General features: G+C 56.9%; 18 protein-coding genes and 1 other annotated feature. Of the genes, 11 read left to right on the top strand and 7 right to left on the bottom strand.

Annotated elements, in window-relative coordinates; translation table 11 throughout:
* The first annotated feature begins 77 nt into the window (after positions 1-77).
* The gene (gene glnB, locus ACVV26_RS05780; RefSeq protein WP_002438074.1) at positions 78-416 is read left to right on the top strand and encodes a nitrogen regulatory protein P-II; all 339 of its coding nucleotides are present in this window, start codon (positions 78-80) and stop codon (positions 414-416) included.
* 45 nt (positions 417-461) lie between these two features.
* On the opposite strand, the gene rsmS is transcribed toward glnB, so the two are convergent.
* The gene (gene rsmS / locus ACVV26_RS05785; RefSeq protein WP_312980290.1) at positions 462-620 is read right to left on the bottom strand and encodes a pleiotropic regulatory protein RsmS; all 159 of its coding nucleotides are present in this window, start codon (positions 618-620) and stop codon (positions 462-464) included.
* A 16-nt stretch (positions 621-636) separates the two neighbouring features.
* On the bottom strand, positions 637-1,164 hold the full coding sequence (gene priC / locus ACVV26_RS05790) for a primosomal replication protein PriC (RefSeq protein WP_474800377.1): 528 nt from the start codon (positions 1,162-1,164) through the stop codon (positions 637-639).
* A gap of 65 nt (positions 1,165-1,229) precedes the next feature.
* Between priC and ACVV26_RS05795 the strand changes: the two genes are divergently transcribed.
* From ACVV26_RS05795 to ACVV26_RS05835, 9 genes are all read left to right on the top strand, one after another.
* A complete protein-coding gene (locus tag ACVV26_RS05795; protein WP_312980286.1) occupies positions 1,230-1,607 on the top strand; it encodes a DUF454 family protein in 378 nt (125 codons plus the stop codon).
* A gap of 152 nt (positions 1,608-1,759) precedes the next feature.
* On the top strand, positions 1,760-2,311 hold the full coding sequence (apt, locus tag ACVV26_RS05800) for an adenine phosphoribosyltransferase (RefSeq protein WP_474800378.1): 552 nt from the start codon (positions 1,760-1,762) through the stop codon (positions 2,309-2,311).
* A 90-nt stretch (positions 2,312-2,401) separates the two neighbouring features.
* The gene (gene dnaX, locus ACVV26_RS05805) at positions 2,402-4,327 is read left to right on the top strand and encodes a DNA polymerase III subunit gamma/tau (RefSeq protein WP_474800379.1); all 1,926 of its coding nucleotides are present in this window, start codon (positions 2,402-2,404) and stop codon (positions 4,325-4,327) included.
* Positions 3,660-3,724 (top strand) — a sequence feature (DnaX frameshifting element). (Overlaps the previous gene by 65 nt.)
* Before the next feature lie 81 nt (positions 4,328-4,408).
* Positions 4,409-4,738, top strand: coding sequence for a YbaB/EbfC family nucleoid-associated protein (locus ACVV26_RS05810; RefSeq protein ID WP_125293942.1), 330 nt, complete (start codon positions 4,409-4,411; stop codon positions 4,736-4,738).
* Entirely contained in the window at positions 4,738-5,343 is a 606-nt protein-coding gene (recR, locus tag ACVV26_RS05815) for a recombination mediator RecR (RefSeq protein ID WP_474800380.1), read from the top strand. Before ACVV26_RS05810 ends, recR begins: the two co-directional genes overlap by 1 nt.
* Positions 5,344-5,453: 110 nt before the next feature.
* On the top strand, positions 5,454-7,328 hold the full coding sequence (gene htpG, locus ACVV26_RS05820) for a molecular chaperone HtpG (protein ID WP_474800381.1): 1,875 nt from the start codon (positions 5,454-5,456) through the stop codon (positions 7,326-7,328).
* A 187-nt stretch (positions 7,329-7,515) separates the two neighbouring features.
* The gene (gene adk / locus ACVV26_RS05825; RefSeq protein WP_125293939.1) at positions 7,516-8,160 is read left to right on the top strand and encodes an adenylate kinase; all 645 of its coding nucleotides are present in this window, start codon (positions 7,516-7,518) and stop codon (positions 8,158-8,160) included.
* Between the two features lie 130 nt (positions 8,161-8,290).
* Complete coding sequence (gene hemH / locus ACVV26_RS05830; protein WP_474800382.1) at positions 8,291-9,253, top strand: ferrochelatase; 963 nt, start codon at positions 8,291-8,293, stop codon at positions 9,251-9,253.
* Positions 9,254-9,315: 62 nt separating this feature from the next.
* Entirely contained in the window at positions 9,316-10,623 is a 1,308-nt protein-coding gene (locus ACVV26_RS05835) for an inosine/guanosine kinase (protein WP_474800384.1), read from the top strand.
* A 74-nt stretch (positions 10,624-10,697) separates the two neighbouring features.
* Here ACVV26_RS05835 and ybaL read toward each other — a convergent pair whose 3' ends face one another.
* Entirely contained in the window at positions 10,698-12,374 is a 1,677-nt protein-coding gene (ybaL, locus tag ACVV26_RS05840) for a YbaL family putative K(+) efflux transporter (protein ID WP_474800385.1), read from the bottom strand.
* A 232-nt stretch (positions 12,375-12,606) separates the two neighbouring features.
* Positions 12,607-13,821, bottom strand: coding sequence for an MFS transporter (locus ACVV26_RS05845; RefSeq protein ID WP_474800386.1), 1,215 nt, complete (start codon positions 13,819-13,821; stop codon positions 12,607-12,609).
* A gap of 189 nt (positions 13,822-14,010) precedes the next feature.
* On the opposite strand from ACVV26_RS05845, the gene ushA reads away from it, so the two are divergent.
* Positions 14,011-15,663, top strand: coding sequence for a bifunctional UDP-sugar hydrolase/5'-nucleotidase UshA (gene ushA, locus ACVV26_RS05850; RefSeq protein ID WP_474800387.1), 1,653 nt, complete (start codon positions 14,011-14,013; stop codon positions 15,661-15,663).
* A gap of 45 nt (positions 15,664-15,708) precedes the next feature.
* On the opposite strand, the gene ybaK is transcribed toward ushA, so the two are convergent.
* From ybaK to copA, 3 genes are all read right to left on the bottom strand, one after another.
* Positions 15,709-16,188 (bottom strand): Cys-tRNA(Pro)/Cys-tRNA(Cys) deacylase YbaK, encoded by a 480-nt coding sequence (gene ybaK, locus ACVV26_RS05855; RefSeq protein ID WP_474800388.1) that lies wholly within the window; start codon positions 16,186-16,188, stop codon positions 15,709-15,711.
* A gap of 82 nt (positions 16,189-16,270) precedes the next feature.
* Positions 16,271-17,068 carry a TraB/GumN family protein gene (locus ACVV26_RS05860; RefSeq protein WP_474800389.1) on the bottom strand — a complete coding sequence of 266 codons (798 nt, stop codon included), beginning with the start codon at positions 17,066-17,068 and terminating at the stop codon, positions 16,271-16,273.
* Positions 17,069-17,153: 85 nt separating this feature from the next.
* A complete protein-coding gene (gene copA / locus ACVV26_RS05865; protein ID WP_474800390.1) occupies positions 17,154-19,655 on the bottom strand; it encodes a copper-exporting P-type ATPase CopA in 2,502 nt (833 codons plus the stop codon).
* Positions 19,656-19,742 lie beyond the last annotated feature (87 nt).

The raw sequence follows: 19,742 nt of genomic DNA on the forward strand, positions 1-19,742 counted from the left end.
CCTCAACATATGGTACGGTGAGCAACCGATTACGCGTAGATAACTGTGCCTCAGGCGAGATGATTTAAGGGTTCACCATGAAAAAGATTGATGCAATTATTAAACCTTTCAAACTGGATGATGTGCGCGAGGCGCTGGCTGAAGTGGGTATCACCGGGATGACCGTGACCGAAGTAAAAGGTTTTGGCCGCCAGAAAGGGCATACCGAGCTGTACCGTGGCGCGGAATATATGGTGGATTTCCTGCCAAAGGTGAAAATTGAAATCGTGGTGACTGACGATATTGTCGATACCTGCGTGGATACCATTATCCGCACTGCGCAGACCGGTAAAATTGGCGATGGTAAAATCTTCGTGTTTGATGTGGCGCGCGTGGTGCGTATCCGCACCGGCGAAGAAGACGACGCGGCAATCTAACCACCGACCGGCCTCTCCTGCGACGTGACCGGCAGGAGAGGAAGCTTAATCTGGCTTCTCCGCTTCCCGCTGTTTTCGCAAAAAATCCTGCCGCACCATTTCCAGCGCGCTTAACGCCGTCTCTGGCGCAATGTTGTGCGTTTCCAGCAGCATAATTAAATCCACCGCCAGTTTGACGTCATCGGGGGCGTTCTCAAGGGACACGGTTTTCTCCTGTGGGTTAACGTGTTTGCCGCGCCAGCACGCGCTCAATGCCCGCCAGCGCATGGCGGCAGCGCGCCAGACGGCCATCCAGCGCATCAATCTCTTTATGTAATTTCTGCTGCGCTTGCAGAGTTTCAACATCGCGCAACTGCGCTTCGCGCTGCTGCTTCATCGCCAGCAGGCGGCGTTCATACTCCTGATGCTGCAACAGCTGCGCATGGCGACGGCCTGCGGGCAGATGGGCGCTGTCATGATGACGCAACGACCAGGTTGCGCCTTCACGAGCCAGCGCTTCCATCTGGGCGACAAGATGCTCCGCCAGCCAGGCGACTTGTGCGGTTTTTTGTTGCCGGACGTGATCGGTTAAGGCGTCCAGATTGCGCCAGCATTCCTGTAAATAATCATTGATAAGCGTTGAGCGAGTCTGGAAAAGTTGGCGATCGAAACGCGCCGACAGAGTGCGATGCTGCGCCAGCGGTTCAAGCATCTGGGCCAGGTTTTCCATACGCGTTTGTAGCGATTGTAATAATCGGTCGGTTTTCATTCGCTCTCCGCTGTGTCCCGTGCGCGCTGTGCTACAGTAGCCGACATGACTCTGTGGAAGCGACTATGCAAAGACTTATTTTAATCATCATTGGCTGGATTGCGGTAGTCCTCGCGACGCTTGGCGTGGTGCTCCCGTTGCTTCCCACCACCCCTTTTTTACTGCTGGCGGCCTGGTGTTTTGCCCGATCATCGCCACGCTTTCACCACTGGCTGCTGTACCGCTCGTGGTTTGGCGGGTATTTACGCTACTGGCAACAGCATAAAGCGATGCCGCGTGGCGCTAAACCCCGGGCGATAGCGTTTATTCTTGTGACATTTGCCGTGTCGCTGTGGCTGGTAAATATGTTCTGGGTGCGTATTTTGTTATTAACGATTCTGGGTTGCCTGCTGATCTTTATGTGGCGTATCCCGGTGATTGACGAAAAGCAACAAAACCCCTGAACCCGCATCTGAATTGTTGCATTTCGATGGCTCAGCCAGTACATTCTGGCGTTTTCGGCAACAGACACGCCCTGGTTAATGCTTAAGCAAAACCGCGTTTAGCCCCTTTGGCGTGCCTTGTGAGTCAACCCGTTTTAATCAGGCATGTAATTATGACCGCGACTGCACAGCAGCTTGAATTTCTTAAAAACAGTATTAAAAGCATCCAGGATTACCCGAAGCCGGGCATCCTGTTTCGTGACGTCACCAGCCTGCTGGAAGACCCCAAAGCCTACGCGTTAAGTATCGAACTGCTGACCGAGCGCTACAAAGACGCCGGCATCACCAAAGTGGTGGGCACCGAAGCGCGCGGTTTCCTGTTCGGCGCGCCGGTCGCGCTGGCGCTGGGCGTCGGTTTTGTCCCGGTGCGTAAACCGCGCAAGCTGCCGCGTGAAACCATCGCAGAAAGCTATGAGCTGGAATACGGCACCGATCAGCTGGAAATCCACGTTGATGCGATCAAACCCGGCGACAAAGTGCTGGTGGTGGACGATCTGCTGGCGACTGGCGGCACCATCGACGCCACCGTGAAACTGATCCGCCGCCTGGGTGGAGAAGTGAAAGACGCTGCGTTTATCATCAACCTGTTTGACCTCGGCGGCGAGCAGCGCCTGCAACAGGCGGGCATCGACTGCTTCAGCCTGGTTCCGTTCCCCGGTCATTGATATTCGCCCCCCGACAGCCTCGCCGTACAGGTGGGGCTGTGTTAGCATTACCCCTCTCTATTCACCATCCAGGCATTTCAGAGCCAGCCCATGAGTTATCAGGTCTTAGCCCGTAAATGGCGCCCACAAACCTTTGCTGACGTCGTCGGCCAGGAACACGTACTGACCGCGCTGGCGAACGGATTATCCCTCGGGCGTATCCATCACGCATACCTGTTTTCCGGCACGCGCGGCGTGGGGAAAACCTCGATTGCGCGTCTGTTAGCCAAAGGGCTGAACTGCGAAACCGGCATTACGGCGACCCCGTGCGGCGTGTGCGACAACTGCCGCGAAATCGAGCAGGGCCGCTTTGTCGATTTGATCGAAATCGACGCCGCCTCGCGCACCAAGGTTGAAGATACCCGCGATCTGCTGGATAACGTGCAATATGCGCCCGCCCGTGGGCGCTTCAAAGTTTATCTGATTGACGAAGTGCACATGCTCTCGCGCCACAGCTTTAACGCACTGTTGAAGACGCTTGAAGAGCCGCCCGCGCACGTCAAATTCCTGCTGGCGACGACCGATCCGCAAAAACTGCCGGTGACGATCCTGTCGCGCTGCCTACAATTCCATCTTAAAGCGCTGGACGTTGAGCAGATCCGCGATCAGCTGGAACATATTCTTACCCAGGAAAAAATCGACCACGAATCGCGCGCCCTGCAACTGCTGGCACGTGCGGCGGAAGGCAGCCTGCGTGATGCATTAAGCCTGACCGACCAGGCCATCGCCAGCGGCGACGGGCAGGTCAACACGGCGGCAGTTAGCGCTATGTTAGGCACCCTCGACGACTCCCAGGCGCTGGCGCTGATTGAAGCGCTGGCCCGCGCCGAAGGCGAAACCGTAATGTGCCTGATTAACGAGGCGCATTCCCGTGGCGTGGAGTGGGAAGCGCTGCTGGTAGAAATGCTCAGCCTGCTGCATCGCATTGCCATGGTGCAGCTTTCTCCCGCCGCTATCGGTACGGATATGGCCGCCATTGAACAGCGCCTGCGTGAACTGGCGAGAACGCTGCCGCCAGCGGATGTGCAGCTGTATTATCAAACGCTGCTGATTGGCCGCAAAGAATTGCCCTGGGCGCCGGACCGGCGGATGGGCGTGGAAATGACGTTGCTGCGTGCGCTGGCGTTTCACCCGCGTGCACCCATAGTGGAACCGCAGCCGATGCAGACGGTGATACCGGCAGTGGCTGCGCAACCCGTCGCCCGCGTGGAAGCGCCGTCGTCGGTCGCGCCGCAGCCGCCTGCATCGAACGTCCCGCTGCCTGATGCCACCAGCCATCTGCTGGAAGCCCGCAGCCGCTTGCAGAAAGCCCAGGAGGGCAGCAAAGCAAAAAAGAGTGAACCGGCAGCGCCAGGTACCGCGCGGCCGGTGAATAACTCCGCGCTCGAACGACTGGCCTCGGTCACCGAACGGGCAAAAGCGAAACCGGCGAAAGCGCCACAGGAGAGCGCCCCGGTCAAACCGGAAGCCTACCGCTGGAAAGCGCAGAACGTGGTGGAAGTCACGCCGGAACCCGTCGCCACGCCGAAAGCGCTGAAAAAAGCGCTCGAGCATGAGAAAACCCCGGAGCTGGCCGCGAAACTGGCGCAGGAATCTCTGGAGCGCGATGAATGGGCGCGTGATGTAAGCTTATTAAAGCTGCCGAAACTGGTCGAGCAGGTGGCGCTGAACGCCTGGAAAGAGCAGGACGGGCCAAACATCTGCCTGCACCTGCGTTCCACTCAGCGCCATTTGAATTCGCCCGCAGCGCGGCAGACACTCAGCGAGGCGATGAGCCAGCTGTATGGCATGCCGATTGAACTGACTATCATTGAAGATGATAATCTCGCCCAGCGTACGCCCCTTGAGTGGCGGCAGGCGATTTATGAAGAGAAGCTGGCGCAGGCGCGCGAGTCGATCATCGCGGATGCCAATATCCAGACCCTGCGTCGTTTCTTCGACGCCGATCTGGATGAAGAGAGTATTCGCCCCCTTTGACGGGCAGGATTTCTGCCTGTTGTAAACCCGGTATCGCTGAGCGGAGACGCCCGGCGAGCCCCTAAGTAAAGAGAGATGCATATGTTTGGAAAAGGCGGTCTGGGTAATCTGATGAAGCAAGCCCAGCAGATGCAAGAAAAAATGGCGCAGATGCAGGAAGAGATCGCGCAACTGGAAGTGACCGGCGAATCCGGCGCGGGCCTGGTGAAAGTGACCATCAACGGCGCGCATAACTGCCGTCGCGTGGAAATCGATCCGAGCCTGCTGGAAGACGATAAAGACATGCTGGAAGATCTGGTTGCCGCTGCGTTTAACGATGCCGCGCGTCGTATCGAAGAAACTCAGAAAGAGAAAATGGCGTCTGTTTCTTCCGGTATGCAGTTGCCGCCAGGCTTTAAGATGCCGTTCTGATGCAAACCAGTCCTCTGCTGACACAACTGATGGAAGCGTTGCGCTGCCTGCCGGGTGTTGGCCCGAAATCAGCGCAGCGTATGGCCTTCACGCTGTTGCAGCGCGATCGCAGCGGCGGCATGCGCCTGGCGCAGGCGTTGACTCGCGCCATGTCGGAAATCGGCCATTGCGTCGATTGCCGCACCTTCACCGAGCAGGAAATCTGCCATATTTGCGCCAACCCGCGCCGTCGGGAAAATGGTCAAATCTGCATAGTGGAAAGCCCGGCGGATATCTACGCGATTGAGCAGACCGGGCAGTTTTCCGGCCGCTACTTTGTGCTGATGGGCCATCTCTCTCCGCTGGATGGTATCGGTCCGCAGGACATCGGTCTGGATCGCCTTGAGCAGCGTCTGGAAAGCGAGTCGCTAAAAGAAGTGATCCTCGCCACCAACCCCACGGTGGAAGGCGAAGCCACGGCTAACTACATCGCGGAACTGTGCGGGCAGTACGGCGTTGATGCCAGCCGCATCGCTCACGGCGTGCCGGTCGGCGGCGAACTGGAAATGGTGGACGGCACCACGCTGTCGCACTCTCTGGTCGGTCGTCACAAGATTGTTTTTTAATCATTCGGAGCGTGTCTTCACACGCTCCGCTTGAAATTCCAGTCCCCTATCCCCATCTATCCCTCAACGTCTTACCACCCCATTAAATGGCATTGTTGAGGTCGACTTAAATGAAAGGACAAGAAACCCGTGGTTTCCAGTCAGAAGTAAAACAGCTTCTGCACCTGATGATCCATTCCTTGTATTCCAACAAAGAAATTTTCCTGCGCGAGCTGATTTCCAACGCCTCCGATGCGGCGGATAAGCTGCGTTTTCGCGCGCTGTCCAACCCGGATCTTTACGCAGGCGACGGCGATCTGCGCGTGCGCGTTTCTTTTGATAAAGCTAACCGCACCCTGACTATCGCCGATAACGGCATCGGGATGACCCGCGATGAGGTGATCGATCACTTGGGCACCATTGCCAAATCCGGCACCAAAGCATTTCTGGAAAGCATGGGCTCCGATCAGGCGAAAGACAGCCAACTGATTGGCCAGTTCGGCGTGGGGTTCTACTCTGCGTTTATTGTGGCGGACAACGTCACCGTTCGTACCCGCGCCGCAGGCGTTAGCGCTGAAGAGGGCGTGTTCTGGGAATCGGCGGGCGAGGGTGAATACACCGTTGCAGACATCAATAAAGCCGATCGCGGCACCGAAATTACCCTGCACCTGCGCGAAGGCGAGGACGAGTTCCTCGACGACTGGCGTGTGCGCTCGATCATCAGCAAATATTCCGATCACATCGCGCTGCCGGTTGAGATCGAAAAGCACGAAGAGAAAGACGGCGAAACCGTCGTTAGCTTCGAAAAAATCAACAAAGCCCAGGCGCTGTGGACCCGCAGCAAGTCTGAGATCAGCGATGATGAGTACAACGAGTTCTACAAGCACATCGCCCATGACTTCACCGATCCGCTGATCTGGAGCCATAACCGCGTGGAAGGCAAGCAGGAGTACACCAGCCTGCTGTATGTGCCGTCCCAGGCACCGTGGGATATGTGGAACCGCGATCATAAACACGGCCTGAAACTCTACGTGCAGCGCGTGTTTATCATGGATGACGCCGAGCAGTTCATGCCGAACTACCTGCGCTTTATCCGTGGGCTTATCGACTCCAACGATCTGCCGCTGAACGTGTCGCGTGAAATCCTGCAGGACAGCACCGTGACCCGCAATCTGCGCAATGCGCTGACCAAACGCGCATTGCAGACCCTGGAAAAACTGGCGAAAGACGATGCGGAAAAATACCAGACCTTCTGGAAACAGTTCGGCCTTGTGCTGAAAGAAGGCCCGGCGGAAGACAACGCCAACCAGGAAACCATCGCTAAACTGCTGCGCTTTGCGTCCACCCATACCGATTCTTCTGAGCAGACCGTGTCGCTGGAAGAGTATGTGGCGCGCATGAAAGAAGGCCAGGAGAAGATCTACTACATCACTGCCGACAGCTACGCCGCGGCCAAGAGCAGCCCGCATCTGGAGCTGCTGCGTAAGAAAGGCATCGAGGTACTGCTGCTTTCCGATCGCATCGATGAGTGGATGATGAGCTACCTGACCGAGTTCGACGGCAAGAAATTCCAGTCTATCGCCAAAGCGGACGAGTCGCTGGATAAGCTGGCGGATGAAGTGGACGAGCAGACCAAAGAAGCGGAAAAAGCGCTGGAGCCGTTCGTTGAGCGCGTGAAAACGCTGCTGGGCGACCGCGTGAAAGAGGTGCGCTTTACCCACCGTCTGACCGACACCCCGGCGATTGTCACCACCGACAACGACGAAATGAGCACCCAGATGGCAAAACTGTTTGCCGCTGCGGGCCAGGCGGTGCCGGAAGTGAAATACATCTTTGAGCTGAACCCGGACCACGTGCTGGTGAAACGCACGGCGGATACCCAGGATGACGCGCGCTTCAAAGAGTGGGTGGAATTGCTGCTCGACCAGGCGCTGTTGGCCGAACGCGGCACTCTGGAAGATCCAAACTTGTTTATTCGCCGCATGAACCAGCTTCTGGTTTCGTAAGGCTGCTTTTTCCCCCTCTCGCTACGCTGAGAGGGGGAAATTCCCGCCACTCTGTGTTTTATTGCTTCCCTCCAGGCGCTTGAAAGCATTCACCTGTCCCGCGTTTCTTGTCGTAGTACTGCCTTTAGTGGTATGGTTTTGGCCTCGCTACTTTCAGTAATAATCAAATCGTATGGGGAATTACGCAATGCGTATTATTCTGCTCGGCGCTCCGGGCGCAGGAAAAGGTACTCAGGCACAGTTCATCATGGAGAAATACGGCATTCCGCAAATCTCTACCGGTGACATGTTACGCGCCGCAGTAAAATCCGGCTCTGAGCTGGGCAAACAGGCTAAAGACATCATGGACGCCGGCAAACTGGTGACCGATGAGCTGGTGATTGCCCTGGTAAAAGAGCGCATTGCTCAGGAAGATTGCCGCAACGGTTTCCTGCTCGACGGTTTCCCGCGCACTATCCCGCAGGCCGACGCCATGAAAGAAGCGGGCATCAAAGTAGATTACGTGCTTGAGTTCGATGTGCCGGATGAGCTGATTGTTGACCGTATCATTGGCCGCCGCGTACACGCTGCGTCTGGCCGCGTTTACCACGTCAAATTCAATCCGCCGAAAGTGGAAGGCAAAGACGACGTGACCGGCGAAGAGCTGACCACCCGTAAAGACGATCAGGAAGAAACCGTGCGTAAGCGCCTGGTGGAATACCATCAGATGACCGCGCCGCTGATCGGCTACTACCAACAAGAAGCACAGGCGGGCAACACCCAGTACGCGAAAGTTGACGGCACCAAAGCGGTCAGCGAAGTCCGCGCAGAACTGGAAAAAATCCTCGGTTAATTCCTCGCCGCATAATACAGAGCCAGCGCTTTTCTTTCCCGAAGAAGGGAGTTGGCTCTCATATCAATAGATTTATCCTGCCAGGTTTTCAGCTACAATTATCAGCCATTTAGTCAGGTAAGGGCGGGTAATGCGTTTCGAAAAAACAGGTATTTTACTGGTCAATCTCGGTACACCGGATGCTCCGACGGCGCCCGCTGTTAAACGCTATCTACGCCAGTTTTTAAGCGACAAACGCGTCGTGGACACCTCTCCATTGCTCTGGTGGCCGCTGTTGCGCGGCGTGATCCTGCCGCTGCGTTCTCCTCGCGTCGCTAAACTCTATCAGTCGATCTGGATGGAAGAAGGCTCGCCGCTGCTGGTATATAGCCGCCGCCAACAGCAGGCGCTATCGGCGCGCTTGCCCGATATTCCGGTGGTGCTGGGCATGAGCTACGGCAGGCCATCGCTGGATAACGCCATGGCGGAGCTGGTCGAAAATGGCGTCACCAATATCATCGTGCTGCCGCTTTATCCGCAATATTCCTGCTCCACTGTGGCCGCCGTATGGGATGAGCTGGCGCGCATCCTCGCGCTTTATCGCCGTATTCCGGGCGTGAATTTTATTCGCGATTACGCGGATCATCCCGCTTACATCAACGCGCTGGCGGGCACGGTGCGGAAATCCTTCGCTCAACACGGCGAGCCGGATTTGCTGTTGATGTCCTATCACGGCATTCCGCAACGTTACGCCGATGAGGGCGACGATTATCCGCAACGCTGCCGCGATACTACCCGCGAACTGGTCGGTGCGCTGGAAATCGCACCGGAAAAGACCATGATGACCTTCCAGTCGCGCTTTGGCCGCGAGCCGTGGTTAACGCCCTATACCGACGAAACCCTGAAAATGCTGCCGGAAAAAGGCATCAAGCATATTCAGGTGATGTGTCCGGGATTTGCGGCGGACTGTCTGGAAACCCTGGAAGAGATCGCCGAACAGAACCGCGAAATCTTCCTTGAGGCAGGCGGTGAGAAATACGAATACATTCCGGCGTTGAATGACGATGCGGCGCACATCGAGATGATGGTGCAACTGGTCTCGCGCTATCGCTGATCGCACCCCGATGGCGGAGTGTGTTACCATGCTCCGCCTGATTAGCTACCGATCCGCATCCCATGAAATTTCCCGGTAAACGTAAATCCAAACACTATTTTCCCGTCAGCCTGCGCGACCCGTTACTGCTGCAACAGTCTTTACCCGATAACGAAGCCAGCCCGTCATGGGTGGTGGGTATTGACCAGACGCTGGTGGATATCGAAGCGCGCGTCGACGATGCGTTTGTGGCGCGTTACGGCTTAAGCCTCGGTCATTCGCTGGTGATTGAAGATGATGTGGCGGAAGCGCTTTATCAGGAGCTGGTGCGCGAAAATCTGATTACCCACCAGTTTGCCGGTGGCACCATCGGCAATACCATGCACAACTATTCTGTACTGGCCGATGACCGTTCGGTACTGCTGGGCGTGATGTGCAATAACATCACGCCAGGCAGCTATGCCTACCGTTACCTGTGCAACACCTCCAGCCGTACTGACCTGAACTATCTGCAGGGCGTAGACGGCGCAATTGGCCGCTGCTTTACGCTGATTAGCGAGCAGGGCGAACGTACTTTTGCCATCAGCCCTGGCCATATGAACCAGCTGCGCCCGGAAAGCATTCCCGAAGCGGTGATCGCCGGGGCGTCGGCGCTGGTGCTGACCTCTTATCTGGTGCGCTGCAAGCCGGGCGAGCCGATGCCGGAAGCCACCATGACCGCCATTGGTTACGCCAAAAAGCACAATGTGCCGGTGGTGCTGACGTTGGGCACGAAGTACGTGATTGCCGATAACCCGCAATGGTGGCGTGACTTCCTGAAAGAACACGTGTCGATTCTGGCGATGAACGAAGAGGAAGCGCTGGCGCTGACCGGAGAAAGCGACCCGTTGCTGGCGTCCGATAAAGCGCTGGACTGGGTTGACCTGGTGCTGTGTACCGCCGGGCCGATAGGCCTGTATATGGCGGGTTATACCGAAGAAGAGGCGAAGCGCAAGACCCAGCATCCGCTGCTGCCGGGGGCGATTGCCGAGTTCAACCAGTATGAATTCAGCCGCGTGATGCGCTTACAGGATTGCCAACAGCCGCTGCGTATTTTCTCGCATATCGCGCCGTATATGGGCGGGCCGGAAAAAATCATGAACACTAACGGGGCAGGCGATGGCGCACTGGCGGCGCTGCTGCACGACATCACCGCCAATAACTACCATCGCACCAACGTGCCGAACTCCAGCAAGCACAAATTTAACTGGCTGACGTACTCGTCGCTGGCGCAGGTGTGCAAATACGCCAACCGCGTGAGCTACCAGGTGCTGAACCAGCACTCTCCGCGCCTGACCCGCGGCCTGCCGGAACGCGAAGATAGCCTGGAAGAGGCGTACTGGGAGCGGTAGGTTAGCGCCCAATAAAAAAGGCTGGTCAGCATTGCTGCCCAGCCTTTTTTATTGATGAAAGTGATTAACCGGAATTACCCCGTTACCGCCTCATCCAACTGCGGTTTACCCAACAGCGCCAGCATGGTGTTGGCAATTTCACGTTCGCCCATCACCACCTTATTAGCGCCGCGTTCGCTGATGTAATCCACTTCATCATCGTAATGGGCGCGGGCGATAATTTCGATATCCGGGCATTTAGTGCGGGCGGTTGCCACAATCTCGCCCGCCTCGTAGCCGTTGGGAATGGTCAGCAGCAGCCAGCGCGCGCAATCCAGATGCGCCAGGCTCAGGATTTCCTCATTGGCGGCATTACCCAGAACGGCGCGAATACCGCGCGAGCGCAATTCATCAACCCGCGTCCGGGACGTTTCGACCACCACCAGCGGAATGCCTTGCTCCATCAGTTTTTCCCCCAGCAGGCTGCCGACGCGGCCATACCCCACCAGCAGTGCGTGATTACAGATATCCACCGGGTTTTGCTGCTCTTCTTCCAGCGCTTCCTCAAGCGTTTGCTCTTCCAGGGTCTCGGTTTTATCGAGATATTTTTCAAGAATGGCAAACAGGATCGGGTTGAGCATAATCGACAGGATCGCCCCCGCCAGCACCAGATTCTGGCCCTCCTGCGGCAGCAGGTCGAGCGCCATACCGAGGCCCGCCAGGATGAAAGCAAATTCACCAATCTGCGCCAGGCTTGTGGAAATGGTTAATGCCGTGCGTTGAGAGTGACCAAACAACCGCACCAGCGCAAACGCCGCCAGTGATTTACCGAAGATGATGATGATAACCGTACCCAGCACCGCCAGCGGCTGCTGGATAAGAATCAGTGGATCGAACAGCATCCCCACAGAGACGAAGAACAGCACCGCGAAGGCGTCACGCAGCGGCAGCGTGTCGTGGGCGGCACGATGGCTCAGTTCCGATTCGTTGAGCACCATCCCGGCGAAGAACGCGCCGAGGGCGAAAGAGACGTCGAACAGTTCAACCGCACCAAACGCAATACCCAGCGCCAGTGCCAGAACCGACAGGGTAAACAGTTCACGGGAACCGGTCGCGGCGCTGCGCGCCAGGATCCACGGCACCACGCGGCGGCCCACCAGCATCATCAGGGCGATAAACGCCACGACTTTGCCGATGGTGATGCCCATATCCAGCGACAGCGAGGCCAGCCCGACGTTGCCTTTTTCCAGCATGCCTGCCACGGCGGGCAGCAGTACCAGCGTCAGCACCATCACTAAATCTTCAACAATCAGCCAGCCGATAGCGATTTGTCCGCGCTGGCTGTCAATTAACTGCCGTTCTTCAAGCGCCCGCAGCAGTACCACAGTACTGGCGGTGGAAAGACACAATCCGAATACGATGCCGGTCATCAGTGACCAGTCAAGCGTATACGCAAGCCCCATCCCCAACAGCGTCGCTACCGCAATCTGCGCGATGGCGCCCGGGATGGCTATCGACTTTACCGCCATCAAATCCTTAATTGAAAAATGCAATCCCACACCGAACATCAGCAGGATAACCCCAAGTTCCGCCAGTTCTGGCGCTAATTTGGTGTCAGCCACAAAACCCGGCGTAAATGGCCCTGCTAAAACCCCAGCAAGCAAATATCCCACCAGTGGTGATATACGTAACCTGTTGGCCAGCATGCCCAGCAAAAAAGCGAGCACGAGGCCGCCGACAATGGTGGTGATAAGCGGGGTGGCGTGATGCATTCCGTCTCCTTTCGTATCCAGTGGCTCCCGACCTGGTTAAAACCAAGCCTCCTGTAAATAGTTTATGACAATTTCATACGTCTCGTTTATGAATAATTGTTGAAATTTGAAGAAAAATGGCATTTGGACGAGAAAACAGCACCAGAGAGTGGATTTCCGTCTTTATTGAGCATAAAGCGTGAGGATATGCGGGGTACAGCAGCGGCCAAAACAGAGCTTTGGCCGCGTTACGTTACGCTTTGCGGCGGTTATCCGGCAGGAATACCGTGAGTATCCCCAAAAGCGGCAGGAAAGCGCAGATTTTATAAACCAGAAAAATACTGGTCTGGTCAGCAACGAAGCCAAGCACCGCCGCACCAAGGCCTCCCATGCCGAAGGCGAAACCGAAGAACAACCCGGAAACCATCCCAATGCGCCCTGGCATCAGTTCCTGGGCATACACCAGAATGGCCGAAAACGCCGAGGCAAGAATAAAGCCGATGATGCCCGTCAACACGCCCGTCCACCATAAATTGGCGTAAGGCAGGATCAGTGTAAAGGGCGCGACGCCGAGGATGGAACCCCAAATGACCAGTTTGCGACCAATCTTATCGCCCACCGGCCCGCCGATGACGGTACCCGCCGCCACGGCGAACAAAAAGCCGAACAGGTGAAGCTGGGCGCTTTGCACCGACAGGCTGAACTTCTCCATCAGGTAAAAAGTGAAGTAGCTACTGATGCTCGCCATATAGAAGTACTTCGAGAAGATGAGGATCAGCAGCACGCTGATCGCCTGAATCACCTGCGGGCGCGGCAGCGGGTTTTCGATTTTCACCGCCGGGCGGCTTTTCGCCAGACGGTGCTGCGCAGCATACCAGCGGCTGACCTGCGCCAGCACCACAATCGCCAGCAGCGCGGCCAACACAAACCAGCCCACATTGCCTTTACCATACGGCGCGATAATGATAGCCGCCAGCAGCGGGCCGAGAGAGCTGCCGAAGTTGCCGCCTACCTGGAACAGCGATTGCGCCAGACCATGACGGCCACCGGAGGCCATACGCGCCACGCGGGACGATTCAGGGTGAAACACCGACGAACCGGTACCGACCAGCGCCGCCGCCAGCAGGACCATCGGGAAACTGTCTGCCATCGCCAGCAGCACCAAGCCGCAGAGAGTAAAGCACATGCCAATCGGCAGCGACCAGGGCATCGGGTATTTGTCGGTATAGTGTCCGACCACCGGTTGCAGCAGCGACGAGGTGAGCTGGAAGGTCAGGGTAATCATGCCGATTTGCACAAAGCTTAGGGTAAATTCAGCCTGCAATAACGGATACAGCGCCAGGATCAGCGACTGGATCATATCGTTCAGTAAATGCGAAAGGCTGATTGCGCCCAAAATGCCGAACGAGGTGCGGCTTTTGGGCGGCGAAGCCGGTTGCCCGGTTATCGACTGGGTTTGTTGACTCATGCCATAGATTCCAGAAAACGATTTTATTATTAACGGATAACGCAGGTAATTATCCGTGAGGAGAATAGTTACTCTGCTAACATACCGCGCAACTCTGAGTGAGGAAAGTCGCAAATCTGAAAAGGAAGTGGTATAGGGTGGCTTACCGCTAAACTTTTGCCTAAAAGTTATTTTAAAGGGAGCTTTGACATGGGGTTAGCCAAATCCGGCCTGGCACTGGCCTTGTTTATGGCCTTCGGGATGCTGAGCGCGCCCGCGCAGGCTTACGAGCAAGATAAAACGTATAAAATCACCATCCTCCATACCAACGATCACCACGGTCACTTCTGGCGTAACGAATATGGCGAATATGGCCTTGCCGCGCAAAAAACGCTGGTGGACGGCATTCGCCAGCAGGTCGCCGAGCAGGGCGGCAGCGTACTGTTACTGTCCGGCGGCGATATCAATACCGGCGTGCCGGAATCTGATTTGCAGGACGCCGAACCCGATTTTCGCGGAATGAATCTGATTGGCTACGATGCGATGGCCGTCGGCAACCATGAATTCGATAATCCGCTTACCGTTTTACGCCAGCAGGAAACGTGGGCCAAATTCCCGTTCCTCTCCGCCAATATCTACCAGAAAAGCACCGGCGAACGGCTGTTTAAACCCTGGGCGTTGTTTAAGCGCCAGGATTTGAAAATCGCGGTCATCGGCCTAACTACCGACGACACCGCCAAAATCGGCAACCCGGAATTTTTCACCGATATCGAATTTCGCAAACCGGCGGATGAAGCGAAGCTGGTGATTCAGGAATTACAGCAAACCGAAAAGCCGGATGTGATTATCGCCACTACCCATATGGGACACTACGATAACGGCGAACACGGCTCTAACGCGCCGGGCGATGTGGAAATGGCGCGTAGCCTGCCGCAAGGCGCGCTGGCAATGATTGTTGGCGGTCACTCACAAAATCCGGTGTGTATGGCGGCGGAGAATAAAAAGCAGCAGGATTACGTGCCCGGCACGCCGTGCGCGCCGGACCGCCAGAACGGTATCTGGATTGTCCAGGCGCACGAATGGGGCAAATACGTCGGCCGGGCGGATTTTGAATTCCGCAACGGTGAAATGAAGTTGGTGAATTATCAGCTGATCCCGGTAAACCTGAAGAGAAAAGTCACCTGGGATAACGGCAAGAGCGACCGTATCCTTTACACCCCGGAAATTGCTGAAAACCAAAAAATGCTTTCGCTGCTGTCACCGTTCCAGAGCAAAGGCAAAGCGCAACTCGACGTGAAAATCGGCAACATCAACGGACACCTGGAAGGGGACCGCAGTAAAGTCCGCTTTGTGCAGACCAACCTCGGCCGTCTGATTCTGGCGGCGCAGATGGCGCGTACCGAAGCCGATTTCGCGGTAATGAGCGGCGGCGGTATCCGTGATTCAATTGAGGCCGGCGACATTACCTATAAAGATGTGCTCAAGGTCCAGCCGTTTGGCAACACCCTGGTGTATATCGATATGCCGGGCAACGCCGTGGTGGAATATCTCACCGCCGTGGCGCAGAAAAAACCGGATTCCGGGGCTTATCCGCAGTTCGCCAACGTGAGCTTTAGCGCCTCGGGCGGCACCCTGAGCGATCTGAAAATCAAAGGCGAGCCGGTCGATCCCAATAAAACTTACCGCATGGCGACCCTGAGCTTTAACGCCACGGGCGGCGATGGCTATCCGCAAATTGATAACCAGCCGGGCTATGTGAATACCGGGTTTATTGATGCGGAAGTGCTGAAACAGTACATCCAACAGAACTCGCCGCTGGATGTGAACGCTTACGAACCGAAAGGCGAAGTGAGCTGGCAATAAAACACAGCGAACCGGGGCGATGTGGCCCCGGTTTTTTTATCGGCGCTAATCACGGCGGGCAATATCTGCAAAGGTGGCGTTAAGCAGCGAGGCCAAATCGCCCGCCGCCAGTTCGATATCCAGGCCGCGTTTGCCGCCGGAGATATAAATGCTCGGAAAGTCCCGTGCGGGCGCGTCGATCAGCGTCGGCAGGCGTTTTTTCTGGCCTAACGGGCTGATACCGCCCACCAGATAGCCGGTGGTGCGCTGCGCGACCATCGGGTCGGCCATATCCACCTTCTTTGCGCCTAAGGCTTTAGCGACCTTTTTCAAATCCAGTTGGGTAGCGACGGGCGTAACCGCCACCGCCAGTTGCTTGCCGTCGCCATTTATCGAGACCAGCAGGGTTTTGTACACCTGATCGGCATTCAGCCCCAGTTTGCGAACCGCTTCGTCGCCAAAATTGGTGTCATGCGGATCGTGATCGTAGGCGTGGATTTTGAAGGTGATTTTATTCTTTTCGAGCAGTTTTACCGCGGGCGTCATGGTAGTTCCCTGATGTTCACTCAGTCATAAGAAAAGGTTAAAAGCAAAGGCAGCGGAAAAATAGAACAAAATTGCGCATCCGCTACGGGTTCTTCAGCAGCGCCGGAACATTTCCTTCGCCATACAGATGCAGCGCGCCCACCGCCACGACGTAACGGCCCGGCGGCAGGTTATGGAGGAATTCGCACCATGCCATATTTCGTTGATGCATCAGGACATTATAGAGATCGTGCGCGAAGGTATTGGGCAGGGAGACGTTATTATCGCGCGGCGGATTACCGAGCCACCAGCCAATCATCAACTGCAATAACCGGGCGTTAGTGTGCCAGTGGGTGAGCGTGTCGTGAAGTAAACCCAGGCCCTGCTCAGGCAACTGGCGCAGCAACGCGATCTGGCTGTCTGCGCCTTCCAGCTCAATCACTCGGGTGTGAGTGGCCTGCGCCGCCTGTAATAGCTGGTAGTCGATACCGTATTCCGGGCGTAACCCCAGGCTTTGCGCCTGGTGGGCTTGCAGCATTAGCGCCACCTGCCAGGCGGGTTGATGGTCAAGGCGCGAAAGGGGAATAGACAGTTCACTGGCGATTTTTTCAATCTGCTCAACGCTTGCCGCATCGAGCCGCTCTTGCAGCGGGCGTTCAGTCTGATCAAAGCCAAACGGCGAACCGCTTTCGCGAATATCCGCCTCGACGATCAGGGCATCGGCGCGACGGACTTTTTCAACCAGGCGCTCTGAAAGCGGGGACATATCCTTTGTGCCCATATGGATGCTGCCGACCAGGTGAAGGTAGCGTTTATCGGGCAGCGTAATGTCGATGGCGGGCCAGGGATTAACGGGAGACAGGCTCCCCAGCAGTGCGCGCAGACGATCGAACAAGCCCATAGATGCGTTCCTGGTAAAAGAACTCATGCTAACGCGCTGAACAAAAACGTGCAAATAAGCCCGGGAGAGCCTCCCGGGCTTAGTATCAGGCTTTGGGTTTAAAGCGTAACAAACGGTTGGCGTTGCTGACCACGGTAATCGACGACAGCGCCATCGCCGCGCCCGCCACCACCGGGTTTAACAGCGTCCCGGTCAGCGGCCACAGAATACCGGCGGCAATCGGGATGCCCAGCGTGTTGTAGATAAACGCGCCCAGCAGGTTTTGCTTCATATTGCGCAGCGTAGCTTTGGAAATCGCCAGCGCATCGGCAACGCCCATCAGGCTGTGGCGCATCAGCGTGATAGCGGCGGTTTCAATCGCCACATCGCTGCCGCCGCCCATTGCGATACCGACATCAGCCTGGGCCAGCGCGGGGGCATCGTTAATGCCGTCGCCCACCATTGCCACCTGGCGGCCTTCGCGTTGCAGTTTGGCAATGGCCTCTGCTTTACCATCCGGCAGCACGCCTGCAATCACCTCATCAATACCTGCTTCTTTGGCAATGGCTTGCGCGGTGATGGCGTTATCGCCGGTCAGCATCACCAGGCGGTAGCCTTCGCGATGCAGACGGGCCAGCGCATCGCGGCTGTCTTCACGCAGCGGATCGCGGATTGCCAGCAGCGCCGCGGCTTTACCGTCAATGGCAAGCAACACCGGCGTTGCGCCCTGTTGGGCCTGGCGTTCAATTTCTGCATCTAACTCGCGGGTATCCACCTGCTGCTCATGCAGTAACGCCTGGTTACCCAGCAACAGCGAATGGCCTTCGGTTTCACCACTGACGCCCAGCCCGCGCAGGGTACGGAAGCCATTCACCGACGGCAGCGACATTTCCTGGGCTTTATCGAGGATAGCGCGCGCCAGCGGGTGGCTTGAGCCTTGCTCCAGCGCGGCGGCCAGACGCACCGCCTGCTGTTCGTCGACGCCTTCGGCTACAACCACGGCGACCACCTGCGGTTTACCTTCGGTCAGCGTGCCAGTTTTATCGAACACCACCGTGTCGAGGGTACTGGCGCGTTGCAGCGCATCGGCATCACGCACCAGCGCGCCAAACTCGGCGGCGCGGCCAACGCCGGAGATAATCGACATCGGCGTGGCCAGGCCCAATGCGCAAGGGCAGGCGATAATCAGCACCGTGGTGGTGATCACCAGGGTATACACGATTTGCGGAGCCGGGCCGAAGAAGAACCAGATTGCGCCGCTGAATAGCGCTATCAGCACCACGACCGGGACAAACACGGCGGAGATGCGGTCGGCAAGTTTGCCGATTTCCGGCTTACTGCTCTGTGCCTGACGCACCATACGAATAATGCGCGACAGCGTGGTATGGTTGCCGACCGCACTGGCGCGGAACAGCACGCTGCCGTCCTGCACCACGGTCCCGGCGTGGACGTTCTCGCTGGGGCCTTTTTGCTGAGGGATCGGCTCGCCGGTCAGCATTGCTTCATCAAACCAGGCCTCGCCTTCGGTGATCTCACCGTCGACCGGAACGCGATCGCCGGTGGTCAGGCGCAGCGTCATACCCGGCTGGACTTCTGCCAGCGGCAGCGTTTGTTCGCCGTTTTCGGTCACCACGCGGGCGGTGGGCGGCGTAAGGTCAAGCAGGCGTTCCAGCGCTTTCGACGACCGCTGGCGCGCTCTGGCTTCCAGCATATGGCCGAGATTAATCAGACCGATAATCATGGCGCTGGCTTCGTAATAAAGGTGGCGCGCTTCCATCGGGAACCACTGCGGCCACAGGTTGACGCTCATGGAGAACAGCCACGCGGCCCCGGTGCCTAACGCCACCAGGGTATCCATAGTGGCGGTGCGGTTCATCAGGCTTTTCCATGCGCTGCGGTAAAAGTGACCGCCTGCGAAAATCATCACGCCCAGCGTGATCGCGCCGATAATCAGCCACAGCGTGCGGTTATCCTCGGTGACCATCATATTGTCGCCGAACATGCCCCAGATCATCACCGGGATACCTACCGCAAGCGCGAGGGCGGACTGCCAGCGAAAGCGTTTCATCGCCGCCTGGGCGGTTTGCTGCTGGCGCTCGCGCCGTTCGTTATCGTCTTCAATGGCTTCAGCGCCGTATCCGGCTTTCTCAACCGCGCTGATTAATTCGCTTGCGGAGGCGCTACCCATGACTAACGCGGTGCGCTCCGCAAGATTCACCCGTGCCTGGGTCACGCCGGGAACGCCTGAAAGCGCATTTTGCACCCGGCTTACGCAACTGGCGCAGCTCATGCCGTCGATGAGCAACTGTTGGCTGTCATCATACGACGCGTCTGCCGGAAGCGAGGTAGGCGCCGCTGTCAGTGCTTCCGACGGGATTGATGACTCTGCCAGCGGGTCAGCCTTTGGGTGGCTTAACTCCGCCCCGTATCCGGCTTCTTTAATGGTTTCGATTAACGTCTCGGCAGACGCGCTGCCGGTAACCTGTGCGGAAGTAATGGTGACTTCAGCGGTATCGACATCAGGACGTTTTTCCAGGCTTTCTTTTACCCGTTTAACGCAATGGCCGCAGGACAGACCATGCAGGGTGAGATCAACAGTATGAGACATTGTGAAACTCCTTCTCGGTGAGCCAGATTTGATTGGCTTTGGTGACGTTATAGAAGGGTAAACCTTCCATCAAGGGGAAGGTCAAGG

This window comes from Atlantibacter sp. MEI4A-1023 (assembly GCF_056155425.1).